This window comes from Mitsuaria sp. GD03876 (genome assembly GCF_029840635.1).
In the GTDB taxonomy this organism is placed as follows: domain Bacteria; phylum Pseudomonadota; class Gammaproteobacteria; order Burkholderiales; family Burkholderiaceae_C; genus Roseateles.
Genome location: NZ_JAOCCU010000040.1, coordinates 26,518 through 39,225 on the forward strand (window position 1 = coordinate 26,518; position 12,708 = coordinate 39,225).

Annotated in this window: 8 protein-coding genes; 4 read left to right on the forward strand and 4 right to left on the reverse strand. The window is 70.6% G+C overall.

Annotation, left to right across the window (positions count from 1 at the left end):
* The first annotated feature begins 4 nt into the window (after positions 1–4).
* From gcvH to N5D62_RS21700, 3 genes are all read left to right on the forward strand, one after another.
* Positions 5–376 carry a glycine cleavage system protein GcvH gene (gene gcvH, locus N5D62_RS21690; RefSeq protein ID WP_279759975.1) on the forward strand — a complete coding sequence of 124 codons (372 nt, stop codon included), beginning with the start codon at positions 5–7 and terminating at the stop codon, positions 374–376.
* A 172-nt stretch (positions 377–548) separates the two neighbouring features.
* Complete coding sequence (gene gcvP / locus N5D62_RS21695; RefSeq protein ID WP_279759976.1) at positions 549–3,434, forward strand: aminomethyl-transferring glycine dehydrogenase; 2,886 nt, start codon at positions 549–551, stop codon at positions 3,432–3,434.
* Between the two features lie 208 nt (positions 3,435–3,642).
* On the forward strand, positions 3,643–5,034 hold the full coding sequence (locus N5D62_RS21700; RefSeq protein WP_279759977.1) for an L-serine ammonia-lyase: 1,392 nt from the start codon (positions 3,643–3,645) through the stop codon (positions 5,032–5,034).
* Between the two features lie 184 nt (positions 5,035–5,218).
* On the opposite strand, the gene N5D62_RS21705 is transcribed toward N5D62_RS21700, so the two are convergent.
* A complete protein-coding gene (locus N5D62_RS21705; protein ID WP_279759978.1) occupies positions 5,219–5,788 on the reverse strand; it encodes a spore coat U domain-containing protein in 570 nt (189 codons plus the stop codon).
* A 273-nt stretch (positions 5,789–6,061) separates the two neighbouring features.
* On the opposite strand from N5D62_RS21705, the gene N5D62_RS21710 reads away from it, so the two are divergent.
* Positions 6,062–7,507 carry an MFS transporter gene (locus tag N5D62_RS21710; protein ID WP_279759979.1) on the forward strand — a complete coding sequence of 482 codons (1,446 nt, stop codon included), beginning with the start codon at positions 6,062–6,064 and terminating at the stop codon, positions 7,505–7,507.
* Between the two features lie 4 nt (positions 7,508–7,511).
* Here the strand turns inward: N5D62_RS21710 and N5D62_RS21715 are convergent, their stop codons facing one another.
* From N5D62_RS21715 to prsT, 3 genes are all read right to left on the reverse strand, one after another.
* Positions 7,512–8,384, reverse strand: coding sequence for a serine protease (locus N5D62_RS21715; protein WP_279759980.1), 873 nt, complete (start codon positions 8,382–8,384; stop codon positions 7,512–7,514).
* On the reverse strand, positions 8,381–9,685 hold the full coding sequence (locus N5D62_RS21720) for a GNAT family N-acetyltransferase (protein WP_279759981.1): 1,305 nt from the start codon (positions 9,683–9,685) through the stop codon (positions 8,381–8,383). Before N5D62_RS21720 ends, N5D62_RS21715 begins: the two co-directional genes overlap by 4 nt.
* A gap of 73 nt (positions 9,686–9,758) precedes the next feature.
* Positions 9,759–12,647, reverse strand: coding sequence for an XrtA/PEP-CTERM system TPR-repeat protein PrsT (prsT, locus tag N5D62_RS21725; RefSeq protein WP_279759982.1), 2,889 nt, complete (start codon positions 12,645–12,647; stop codon positions 9,759–9,761).
* Positions 12,648–12,708: the final 61 nt, after the last annotated feature.

Genomic DNA, 12,708 nt, shown 5'->3' on the forward strand with positions numbered 1-12,708 from the left:
CTCCATGAGCATCAAGTACACGCCCGACCACGAGTGGGTCGACACCACCGACGGCATCGCCACCGTGGGCATCACGGTCCACGCGCAGGACGCGCTGGGCGACGTGGTCTTCGTCGACCTGCCCGAAGTCGGCAAGAGCTACGCCTCCAAGGAAGTCGCCGGCGTGGTCGAGTCGGTCAAGGCCGCCGCCGACGTCTACGCCCCGGTCTCGGGCGAGATCGTCGAGGTCAACGAGGCGCTGCGCGCCGACCCGTCGCTGGCCAACACCGACCCGCTCAAGACCGGCTGGTTCTTCAAGGTCAAGCTGTCCAACCCGACGGAACTCGACGAGCTGATGGATACGACCGCCTACGACGAACTCGTGAAAAACAGCTGATCGGGCCGAGGAGGCGGGCGATCCGCGTCGTTGCGAATCCTCGCCATGGCGCCGCCATGGCTGTGGTTCGCGCCTAGCGGCTCATCCCGCCTCCTCACCCCGATGACCTCCGGGTCACGCCGAGGCGCTGTGCGTCGAGGCAATGAATTCTTTTCTCCAGGATCGCCCCGCCATGTCCGCCCTGCCCTCCTTCGCCGAGCTCGAGAACGCCTCCGAGTTCCACGCCCGCCACATCGGTCCCGACGCGCATGACGAAGCGCTGATGCTGTCGGCCATCGGCGCCGCCTCGCGCGCCGCGCTGATCGACGCCGTCGTCCCGGCCGCCATCCGGCGCGCCGCGAAGATGGACCTGCCGGACGCCGTGACCGAGTCGCAGGCGCTGGCCGAGCTCAAGGCCATCGCGGGCCGCAACCAGATCCTGAAGAGCTTCATCGGCCAGGGCTACCACGGCACCCTCACCCCGGGCGTCATCCTGCGCAACATCCTCGAGAACCCCGCCTGGTACACCGCCTACACGCCGTACCAGGCCGAGATCTCGCAAGGCCGCATGGAGGCGCTGGTCAACTTCCAGACCATGGTCTGCGACCTGACCGGCATGGCCATCGCCAACGCGTCGATGCTGGACGAGGCCACCGCCGCCGCCGAGGCGATGACGCTGGCCGCGCGCATGGGCAAGAGCAAGAGCCAGACCTTCTTCGTCGCCGACGACGTGCTGCCCCAGACGCTGGAAGTCGTGCGCACCCGCGCCGAGCCGCTGGGCATCACGGTGCAGGTCGGCAAGGCCGAGGACGCCGGCAAGGCCGAATGCTTCGGCGCGCTGGTCCAGTACCCCGGCGTGACCGGCGTGGTGCGCGCGCTGCAGCCGATCGCCGACGCGGTCCACGCGCAAGGCGGCCTGCTGGTCGCCGCGGCCGACCTGCTGGCGCTGACGCTGATCGCCTCGCCCGGCGAGCAAGGCGCCGACATCACCGTGGGCAACACCCAGCGCTTCGGCATGCCGATGGGCGCCGGCGGCCCGCATGCCGCCTACATGGCCTGCCGCGACGAGTTCAAGCGCTCGCTGCCCGGCCGCCTGGTCGGCGTGTCGGTCGACGCGCACGGCAAGCCCGCCTACCGCCTGTCGCTGCAGACCCGCGAGCAGCACATCCGCCGCGAGAAGGCCACCTCCAACATCTGCACCGCGCAGGTGCTGCCGGCCGTCGTGGCCAGCATGTACGCGGTCTATCACGGCCCGCAGGGCCTCAAGCGCATCGCGCAGCGCGTGGCCGCCTACGCCGCCGTGCTGGCGCAAGGCCTCAAGGCCCTGGGCCTGACGCTGGTCCACGAGACCGCCTTCGACACGCTGCATGTGCGGACCGGCGCGCACACCGGCCCGGTGATGGCCGCCGCCGTCGCCGCCGGCATGAACCTGCGCCGCGCCGGCGAGGACAGCATCAGCCTGACGCTGGACGAGACCACCACCCGCGCCGACATCCAGGCGCTGCTGACCGTCTTCGCCGAAGGCAAGCCGGTGGCCGACGCCTTCGCGGGCGCGTCCGTCGCGACGCTGGTCCCGGCCGCGCTGTCACGCACCAGCGCCTACCTGACGCATCCGATCTTCAACATCCACCACTCCGAGACGGAGATGCTGCGCTACATCCGCCAGCTCTCCGACAAGGACCTGGCGCTGGACCGCAGCATGATCCCGCTGGGCTCGTGCACGATGAAGCTCAACGCGACCAGCGAGATGATCCCCATCACCTGGCCCGAGTTCGCGCAGGTGCACCCGTTCGCGCCGCAGAGCCAGCTGCAGGGCTACGCGCAGCTGGACCAGCAGCTCACCGCCTGGCTGTGCCAGGCCACCGGCTATGCCGGCGTGTCGCTGCAGCCCAATGCCGGCTCGCAGGGCGAGTACGCCGGCCTGCTGATCATCAAGGCCTGGCACGAGTCGCGCGGCGACGCGCATCGCAAGGTCTGCCTGATCCCCGAATCGGCGCACGGCACCAACCCGGCGTCGGCGCAGATGGTGGGCATGCAAGTCGTCGTCACCAAGTGCGACAAGGAAGGCAACATCGACCTCGCCGACCTGAAGGCCAAGTGCGAACAGCACAGCGCCAACCTGGCGGCGATCATGATCACCTACCCGTCGACGTACGGGCTGTTCGACACGCACGTCAAGGAGATCTGCGCGCTGGTCCATGAGCACGGCGGCCGCGTCTACGTCGACGGTGCCAACATGAACGCGCTGGTCGGCATCGCCGCGCCCGGCCAGTTCGGCGGCGACGTGTCCCACCTGAACCTGCACAAGACCTTCTGCATCCCGCACGGCGGCGGCGGCCCCGGCGTCGGCCCGGTTTGCGTGGTGGAGGACCTCGTGCCCTTCCTGCCGGCGCATCGCTCGGCGGGCCTTGGCGAGAAGACCGCCATCGGCGCCGTCTCCGCCGCGCCGCTCGGTAACGCGGCCGTGCTGCCCATCTCCTGGATGTACATCCGCATGATGGGCGAGACCGGCCTGAAAGCCGCCACCGAAACCGCCATCCTGTCCGCCAACTACGTGGCCGCCCGCCTGTCCGAGCACTACGACATCCACTTCAGCGGCAACATCGACGGCGTCAAGGGCGGCGGCGTCGCCCACGAGTGCATCCTGGACCTGCGCCCCCTCAAGGACACCAGCGGCGTCTCCGCCGAGGACGTGGCCAAGCGGCTCATCGACTACGGCTTCCACGCGCCGACGCTGTCGTTCCCGGTCGCGGGCACGCTGATGGTCGAACCGACAGAGAGCGAATCGCGGTTCGAGCTGGACCGGTTCATCGCGGCCATGATCCAGATCCGCCAGGAAATCGCCAAGGTCGAGGCCGGCACCTGGCCGCAAACCGATAACCCGCTGGTCAACGCGCCGCACACCGCGGAAACGCTGCTCAAGACGGAATGGACCCACGGCTACAGCCGCGACGACGCCGCCTACCCGGTGCCCGCGCTGCGCCACGTGAAGTACTGGTCACCCGTCGGACGCGTCGACAACGTCTATGGGGACCGGAACCTCGTCTGCTCCTGCCCGCCGATGTCGGACTACGAGTAAACCCACTCCCCCGCATCGCCTAGCCCGAGGAGGGTCATGGGGCCCTGTTTTCTCCATGTCCCCCGACCGCTCCGCGGTCTCCTCCTAATACTTCCGAAAACAGGGCCCCATTCCCCTCCTCCACCCCCTCTCGCTGCCCCCGTGGCAAGCGGTGGTGGCGGGGGTGGGGGTGGGGATGGAACCGGTACTTCACCCGAGGTGGTTCGCCATGGCAGTCTCCGTCTTCGACCTCTTCAAGATCGGCATCGGGCCGTCCAGCTCCCATACCGTCGGACCCATGCGCGCCGCTCGCATGTTCATCCAGCGGCTGCGGCACGAGGGCGTCCTCGATCGCACCGTCCGCGTCGCCACGACGCTGTACGGCTCGCTCGGGGCCACCGGCAAGGGCCACGGCTCGGACAAGGCCGTCCTCCTCGGACTCGCCGGGCATGAGCCCGATACCGTCGACATCGAGTCCATCCCCGGCATCCTCGAGGCGATCCGCAACGACAAGCGCATCGCGCTCGGCGGCGACCACGTCGTCGCCTTCGACGAGGCCCGCGACCTCGTCATGTACCGCCGCCAAAGCCTGCCGCTGCACGCCAACGGCATGCGCCTCATCGCCTTCGACGCCGAAGGCAACGAGCTCCAGAACCGCGTCTACTACTCCGTCGGCGGCGGCTTCGTCGTCAGCGAGGAAGTGCTGGCCGACGGCTCCAAGCAAAAGCAGATCGCGCCCGATACGACGGTGCTGCCCTACCCGTTCAAGACCGGCGCGGAACTGCTGGCGCTGACGGAAAAGGAAAACTGCTCGATCGCGGAGATCATGCGGCGCAACGAACGCCACTGGCGCTCCGACGAGGAGACCCGCGCGGGGCTGCTCAACATCTGGCGCGTGATGCAGGAATGCGTGACGCGCGGCTGCAAGACCGAAGGCATCCTGCCCGGCGGCTTCAAGGTGCGCCGGCGCTCGGCGCAGCTGTACCGCGAACTGACCAGCAACCCCGAAGCCGCGCTGCGCGACCCGCTGCAGGTGATGGACTGGGTCAACCTGTACGCGCTGGCGGTCAACGAGGAAAACGCCGCCGGCGGCCGCGTCGTGACCGCGCCCACCAACGGCGCGGCCGGCATCGTGCCCGCGGTGCTGCACTACTACGCCCGCTTCGTGCACAGCGCCAACGAGAACGGCATCGTCGACTTCCTGCTGACCGCCGCGGCGATCGGCATCCTCTACAAGGAAAACGCGTCGATCTCCGGCGCCGAGGTCGGCTGCCAGGGCGAGGTCGGCGTGGCCTGCTCGATGGCCGCCGGCGCGCTGTGCGCGGTGATGGGCGGCACGCCCGCCCAGGCCGAGAACGCCGCCGAGATCGGCATGGAACACCACCTGGGACTGACCTGCGATCCGGTCGGCGGCCTGGTGCAGATCCCCTGCATCGAGCGCAACGCGATCGCCTCGGTCAAGGCCATCAACGCCGCCCGCATGGCGCTGCGCGGCGACGGCACCCACCACGTCAGCCTGGACAAGGTCATCAAGACCATGCGCGAGACCGGCGCCGACATGATGACCAAATACAAGGAGACCGCCCGGGGCGGTCTCGCGGTGAACATTGTCGAGTGCTGACACGCCGCGTGTCTGAGGGGGAGGCCGAGTCGCGTGCCCCGCCGGCCGGGCCGGAAGGATCAGTCGCGAGTCTGGCGGCGATTGCTGTCAGCACTCGAGCAAACGGTCGGTCCGCCTTCCCCGCGGGCGCCTGCCCTGACGGGGGCCCTCGACGGAGGGCCTCGGACCGGGGTCGGACCAGCGTTCAGTAGCTGATCGTCACGGTGACGGTGTCGGTGTACGAGCCCGGCACGACGCTGGCCAGCGACGGGATGCGGCCGTACACGGAGAGCGACTGGCTGGAGCCGCTGCCGGTGCCGTTCTTGGCGCTGGACGACGAGGTGCCGTCGCCCCACACCGTCGTGCGGCCCGAATCCAGGTAGAGCTGGTACGCCAGCGTGTCGGAGCCGCTCTTCATCGTGCGGCTCGTGAAGTTGGTGGCGCCGCCCGCGTTCGCGCCGGCGTTCAGCGACACGGTGTACGGCGTCGTGTTGGAGCAGGTCACCGTCAGCGTCGAGGTCGCGTCCAGCGGCGTGCCGGCGACCAGCGGATCGATGGCCGAGCCGAAGTTCAGGTTGGAGCCCGTCACCGTGCACGAGCTGGTGATCGTCGCCGTCGCCTGGAAGGTGTTGGTGACCGGCGTCGCGCCGCGGGCTTCCTGGACCGCGCTGAACATCAGCCCGGCGCCGATGGCCAGGCTGCTCAGCAGCATCGCGGTCTTGAAGGCGCTGGTCCGTTGCGCGCGGGCGGCTTGCAGGTGCTTGGTGGTGCTCATGTGTGTTCCCCCTGTTGACGGAACGAATCTTCCGTTTTGGGGCGCTTGTTCGGCAGACAGGCATTGCGGATCGGCGGGTGCAGGGAGCACGCGAGCGCCTGTAGGCGATCGACGGACACCTGACAGCCGGTGACAGCACCGGCGCGCACCGGGGCGAACGGCACTGGCGGCCGGCCCCGGGTCGCTGCTACAAACGCGGCCGTGTCGAATTCACGGACGGTGGCGCGTCGTGTGGAGACGGACCCTTCCCCCTTCGACGAACCCGGACCCTCCATGACTTCCCACCTTGATCCGACACGGCGCCGCTGGCTGGCGCTGGGCGTGCTGTGCCTGGGCGTGCTGATGATCGTGCTGGACACGACCATCGTGAACGTGGCCCTGCCCTCGATCCGCGCCGACCTGCATTTCACCGAGACCTCGCTGGTCTGGGTGGTCAACGCCTACATGCTGACCTTCGGCGGCTTCATGCTGCTGGGCGGACGGCTGGGCGACCTGTATGGCCACCGCCGGATGTTCCTGGCGGGGCTGGCGCTGTTCACCGGCGCCTCGGCGGCCTGCGGGCTGGCGCACACGCAGGAGCTGCTGATCGCCGCGCGCGCGGTGCAGGGCCTGGGCGGCGCGGTGGTGTCGGCGATCTCGCTGTCGCTGATCATGAACATGTTCACCGAGCCCGGCGAGCGCGCCAAGGCGATGGGCGTCTACGGCTTCGTCTGCGCCGGCGGCGGCAGCATCGGCGTGCTGCTGGGCGGCCTGCTGACCAGCACGCTGAGCTGGCATTGGATCTTCCTGGTCAACCTGCCGATCGGCGCGCTGGTGATCGGGCTGTGCCTGTGGCTGATCGAACGCGCCGGCCCCACCGCGCCGGACGAGACGCTGGACTGGGCCGGCGCGATCACGGTGACCGGCTCGCTGCTGCTGGCGGTCTACGCGGTGGTCAACGGCAACGAGGCCGGCTGGACCTCGGCCCGCACGCTGGGGCTGCTGGGCACGGCAGCGGCGCTGCTGGCGGTGTTCCTCGTCGTGGAGACCAAGGTCGCGCATCCGCTGATGCCGCTGGGGCTGTTCCGGCTGCGTTCGGTCGCGGTGTCCAACGTGATCGGCGTGCTGTGGGCCGCGGCGATGTTCGCGTGGTTCTTCCTGTCGGCGCTGTACATGCAGCTGGTGCTGGGCTACGACGCGATGCACGTGGGGCTGGGCTTCCTGCCCGCCAACCTGATCATGGCGGCGTTCTCGGTCGGGCTGTCGGCCAAGCTGGTGATGAAGCTGGGGCTGCGCATCCCGCTGTGCGGCGGGCTGCTGCTGGCCGCCGCCGGGCTGGCGCTGTTCGCGCGGGCGCCGGCGGACGGCGGCTTCTGGCTGGACGTGCTGCCCGGCATGCTGCTGCTGGGCCTGGGCGCGGGCGTCGCCTTCAACCCGGTGCTGCTGGCGGCGATGAGCGAGGTCGCGCCCAGCGAATCGGGCCTGGCCTCGGGCATGGTGAACACGTCCTTCATGATGGGCGGCTCGCTGGGCCTGGCGGTGCTGGCGAGCCTGGCGGCCTCGCGCACGGCGGAACTGGGCGCCCTCGGCGCGGCGATGCCGGCGGCGCTGGCGGGCGGCTACCGGGTGGCCTTCGCGGTGGGCGCGGTGTTCGCGGCCTCGGGCGGCCTGCTGGCGCTGCTGCTGCGCGAGCCCGCGCCGCAGGCCGGCGTCGGCGCGCCGGTCGGGCACGCCGGCTGAGGCCTCACTTGCCCAGCAGCGCCCAGACGTACTTCACCGGCACCGCGTAGCTGATGCCGCTGGGCGCGCTGAGCGCCGATTCCCGGGTGCCCTTGAGCACCACCATGTTGACGACGCCCACCACCTTGCCGGTGCGGATGTCCAGCAGCGGGCCGCCGCTGTTGCCCGGGTAGGCGGTGATGTCGAGCTGCAGGAACTCCATCGCACCCTCGCGCAGCTGACGCACGGCCCGCTCGGACAGGCTGTTGGAGGTCGGCGCCGGCAGCGCCGCGCGGGTCAGCGCGGCGACCGTGCCGCGGTGCGTGGCCATCGTCACGCCCAGCGCCGTGCCGATCGGATAGCCCATCAGCGCCACCGCGGCGCCTTCGCGCACCACCGGCGTGGCGCCGTCGGCCTCGGCCAGCGCCAGCACGTCGACCAACGCGCCCTTGTCGTCGGCCAGCTCCAGCACGGCCAGGTCGTGCGCGGTGTCGCGCACCAGCAGCTTCACCGGCCGCAGTTGCGGCGCGCCGGTGGCGTTGCCGCTGGCCGGCACGGTGATCGCGAGGTCCTTCTCGACCGGGTTCGGGATCACATGCGCGCAGGTCACGATCCGGCGCCCGTCGCCGATGACGAATCCCGTCCCCCGGAAACCGAAGCGCGGGCTGTCCGTCGCCGCGAAGGTGCCCACCGCCACCACCGCCTGCCGGCTGCGGTCGATCAGGTCGGGCAGCGTGTTGGACATCTCCTGCGCCCGCGCGGGTCCCGCCAGGCCGCCGCCGAGCAGCCCGAGCGCCCCCGCCGCGCCCAGCGCCAGCAGCTCGCGCCGCCTCGGCGCGGCCGCCCCGTCGTCGTGCAGGTCCTCGATCGGCGAAACGGCGGTGCGGCGAAGAGTCATGCGGCCAGGTCCTTGGAAGTCGTGCCCATCTCCAGCGTGGAGACGAAGCTGCGCCAGTGGCGGTCGGGTTCGTCGATGCGGAAACCGTAGAAGCTGCCCTGCTCGGTGTCCTTGCGGCGCACCGCCCGGCAGCTCACATGGGCGGTCTCGTTGTGGCCGAGCTCGATCTCGACGGTGCCGTCGACCTGCAGCGGCAGGTCGTGGTCGCACTCGGCCTGGAAGCCGTGCGCCGAGACCTCGATCACGTCCAGGTCGAAATGGCCCATCTGGCTGTCGTTGGCCGCGCGGATGTCCAGGTGGCCCGGGCAGCGGATCGAGTAGCGCGGGTACTGCCGCAGCGAGCGGCCCAGGTCCTGCCCGCCGCCGCTGAGCATCGGCAGCACGGCGCGGAACTGCGGGTCCTCGCGGTAGACCGACCACAGCAGCGCCTTCTTGCGGTCGTCCATCTGCGGGAAGACCGGCACCACGTGGTTGAAGAAGTGGTCCAGCAGCGCCGGCGTCATGACGGGGTCGTTGGTCGTGTGGAAGCGCCGCTCCGGCAGCCGGATGTTGGGCAGCCGGTGGCGGAAGAAGTAGTGGTGCAGGTTCTTCTCGGGCTTGCGGCCGCGGTAGGCGCGCTCGAACAGCGCGTCCGCCTCGTGCAGGTCCAGCGTCGCCCCGACGGCCGGCGCGCCGTTGGCGAAGTCGTACTCCGCCACCGTCTGCTCCTTGAGGCGGCGGAAGAACAGCAGCGCCTCGTAGAGCTCGATCTTGTCGGGGTTCACCGCGATCACCAGGTGCCGGGTATCGAAGTACTCGGTGCAGTACTGGTGCATGAACTTCATCAGCGGGAACAGGATCGCGCCGCCGGTCTTGCGGAACGCCGGCGCCACCGCCAGCGCCGAGATCTCGGCGATCTTGCCGCCCTTGGAGCGCACGCCCTCCAGGTCGAACACCGACTGCAGCGGGAAGCCGAAGACGCCCTCGCGCACCATCGAGATCGTGCCCACGACCACGCCGTCGTACTTGGCGCACAGCGTCGTCGTCGACGGCAGCGCGTGGTAGATCGTGACGCGCAGCCCGCTGGGGTCCGGTTTCATGAACCCGCTGCCGACGTAGGCGTCGTGCAGGATGCGGAAGCACGCGTCGAGCTCCTCCTGCGTGTCCGCCACCTTCAGCTCGAGCCGCTCGGACGGCGACGGGTCGCAGTCCACCATGCGTCGGTAGACGGCGAAGCGCAGCGGCTTCGGCATCGAGGAGAACAACCGCCGCATCCCCTGGTGGAGCTGCTTGCGGAGACTGGATCGTCGAATCTGGCTCATGACCGTCCCCTCCCCGGGCGCGGTGATGCCGCCTCTCGCCCCGCCGCGGCGGCCGACCTCTCGGTCGCCGGCCTCAACGGATCGCGGCCTGCAGCTTGCGCACCTCGGCTTGTTGCTCGAAATTCGGTCCCAAATCCGCGAGGCGCTTCAATTCCGCCTCGGCGTCGCCCTTGTTGCCGCCGGCCACGTACAGCTGCGCCAGGCGCAGGCGGTACGCGGGCACGGTCGGCGCCTGCTTGACGGCTTCCTTCTGCACTTCGATCGCCTTGGCCGTCTGTCCTTTGGCGGCGAGGGCCTCGGCCAACGTGTCCATGTAGGGCGGCACGTTGGGTCGCAGCTTCGTCGCTTGCTCGGCAAATTTCAAGCCATCGTCGGCCTTGCCGGTGCGCAGCCGCAGCCAGGCGATGTTGTTGAGCGCCGCGGCATTCTGGGGATTGACGGCCAGCACCGCCTGGTAGCGCTGCTCGGCCTCGGCGTTGCGGCCGGCGTTCAGCGCCACGTCGCCCAGGTGGTACAGGAACAGCTCGTCCGTCTTGTACCGCGCGGTGTACGCCGCGGCATAGCGCTCGGCCTCGTCGCGCTTGCCGCTCTCGACCAGCGCGCCGTGCAGCGCGATGGCCAGCTCGGTGTTGGCCACGGTGGCGCCGGCGTCCGCCGCCAGCTGGTCGGCCTTGCGGTAGGCCGCGACCGCGCCCGGCAGGTCCTTGCGGGCGCGGGCGATGTCGCCCTCGAGCTTCCAGCCCAGGCCGAACTTCGGATGCGCCGCCTGCAGGCCCTTGGCCGTGGCCAGCGCCAGGTCGATCTTGCCGATCTGCAGCGACTTCTCCACCACCTGGCGCGCCAGGTCCGCGTCGCCCGGGGCGATGGCCTGGGCGCGCTTGAGCGCCGCGGCGGCCGCCTCCTTGTCGCCGGCGCGCTGGTGCAGGTCGGCCAGGCGCAGCGGGCCCAGCGGCGAGCGCGGCTGCAGCGTCGCGACCTTGTTGAAGCTGCTGATCGCCTGCTGCCGGTCGCCGGTGGCCGCCTGGACCTGGCCCAGCAGGTCGACCAGCGACGGGTTGTCCGGGCTGGCGGTGACGCCCTCCTGGGCCACCGACATCGCGTTCTTGAAGTCCTTCTTCTCCATCAGCAGCCCGACGGCCGCCTGGCGCGGCGTCGCGTCGTCGGGATGCTGCTTCGCGAGCTCGGTCAGGCGCTTGATCGCCACGTCCGGCTCGATCAGCTTGTGCGTCAGCTTCAGGCCCATGATGGCCATCTCGGCGCGCAGGTTCTTCGGATCGGCCTTGAGCACCGTCTCGTAGCGCTTGACGGCGTCCTCGGCCTTGCGGTCCTGCAGGTCCATCGACGACAGGCTGTTGGCCGCGGTCATCGAGCCCGGCTCGCGCTTGACCGCCTCGTCGAAGGCCGCGCGCGCGCCGGCGCGATCGCCGCGCAGCAGCGCCATGCGGCCGCGCAGCTCGGGCGCGGTCGCCGTCTTGGGTTCCTTCTTCTCGAGCGCGGCGATCGCCTGCGTCGCGGCGTCGTAGTCCTTCTTGCGCACCAGCACGCTGATCAGCGCGATGTCGGCGACGACGCCCTTGTCCTCGGCCGCCAGCTTGCGCAGCGCGGCCATGCCGGCCGGCTCCTGGCCCTTCTGGATCTGGCCCAGCGCCAGCGCGACGCGGCTGCGGGTGTCGTTCGGGTTGGCCTCGGCGGCGCGCGACAGGAAGCGCTCGGCATCGGCGCCCTGCCCCTGCTTGAGCCGGATCTCGGCGGCCAGCGCCAGCGCCTCGGCCGACGGGGTCTTGGCGTCGAGCGCCGGCTGCAGCGTCGCCAGCGCCTGGTCGGTGTCGCCGCCGCGCAGCTGCAGCTGCGCCAGCGCCACGCGCGCCGGCTGGGCGTCGGGCCAGCCCTGGATCAACTTGCCGAAATGCGCCTCGGCCTGGCGCAGGTCGCCGTTGGCCTGCGCGACGCGGCCGGCCAGGAACAGCGCGCGCTCGTTGTTCGGCGCCACCTTCAGCAGCGCCTGCGTCAGCTCGGTCGCCTCCTTGACCTGGCCGCCGTCGAGCGCGAACACCGCGGCGTAGTAGAAGGTCTGCGCATGCTGCGGCGCGGCCGCCTTCATCGCGTTGAGCGCCTCCTTGGCGCCGGCCTTGTCGCCGGTGCGCATCAGCTGGTTGATCAGGCCCGCGTGCGCGGCGACCAGCTTCTTGTCGAACTCCAGCGCCTTGCGGTAGCTGGCGATCGATTCGGCCGGCGGCGCCTCGGCCAGCACCTGCAGCTCGCCCTTGAGCGCCCAGGCCTCGGCCGACTTCGGCGCCTTGGCCAGCAGCTGGTCGACTTCCTCGCGCGCCTGGGGCAGCTTGCCCTCGCTGGTCAGCAGCCGCAGGTGGACCAGCCGCACCGGCGTGCTGTCCGGCGCGGCGCGCAGCGCGGCGTCGGCGGCGCGGCGCGCCTCGGGCATCTTCTGCTTGGCGATGAAGGCGCCAACCAGCGTCGTCTGCAGGTCGGCCTCGTCGGCGGCGGTCTGCAGGTGGCGGTTGCCGAACTGGCCCAGCAGCTCGTCGACCTTGCCCTGCATCAGCAGCAGCCGCGCCTGCAGCGCCGCCAGCGCGTCGCCGCCGAAGCCCTGCGCGCGGGCCTTGTCGGCCTCGATCGCGGCGCCGGCGGTGTCGCCGCTGTCCAGCAGCGCGCGGGCCAGCAGGTAACGCGCCTCGGCCAGCGACTCGTCCTTCTGCAAGGCGTTCTTCAGCTGGATGATCGCGCCCTTGTTGTCCTTCTTGTCCAGGTGCTCCTTGGCGGACTTGAGCAGGTCCTGCGCCGATTCGCCGAAGCAGCCGGCCAGCAGCAGCGCCGAGCCCAGCGCCAGCGCGGTCGCGCCCTGGCGCAGCGCGCCGCGGCCGCGGCGCGGGGTGGCGGCGGACGTGGCGCCGGCGGACGTGGCCAGGGGCCCGGTCTCGTTGTCGTGCTCAGGCTTGCGGGACATGCGTGTCTCTTTCGCTGTCGGGGGTGGATCGGGGAGATCGGGAGCGATCGGGAGGAATCGG

Bases quoted from the DNA above. Each gene is read 5' to 3' on its own strand.
- N5D62_RS21705 (WP_279759978.1), bottom strand. From the start codon at position 5,788: ATGAGCACCACCAAGCACCTGCAAGCCGCCCGCGCGCAACGGACCAGC.
- N5D62_RS21720 (WP_279759981.1), bottom strand. From the start codon at position 9,685: ATGAGCCAGATTCGACGATCCAGTCTCCGCAAGCAGCTCCACCAGGGG.
- N5D62_RS21710 (WP_279759979.1), top strand. From the start codon at position 6,062: ATGACTTCCCACCTTGATCCGACACGGCGCCGCTGGCTGGCGCTGGGC.
- N5D62_RS21715 (WP_279759980.1), bottom strand. From the start codon at position 8,384: ATGACTCTTCGCCGCACCGCCGTTTCGCCGATCGAGGACCTGCACGAC.
- prsT (WP_279759982.1), bottom strand. From the start codon at position 12,647: ATGTCCCGCAAGCCTGAGCACGACAACGAGACCGGGCCCCTGGCCACG.
- gcvH (WP_279759975.1), top strand. From the start codon at position 5: ATGAGCATCAAGTACACGCCCGACCACGAGTGGGTCGACACCACCGAC.
- N5D62_RS21700 (WP_279759977.1), top strand. From the start codon at position 3,643: ATGGCAGTCTCCGTCTTCGACCTCTTCAAGATCGGCATCGGGCCGTCC.
- gcvP (WP_279759976.1), top strand. From the start codon at position 549: ATGTCCGCCCTGCCCTCCTTCGCCGAGCTCGAGAACGCCTCCGAGTTC.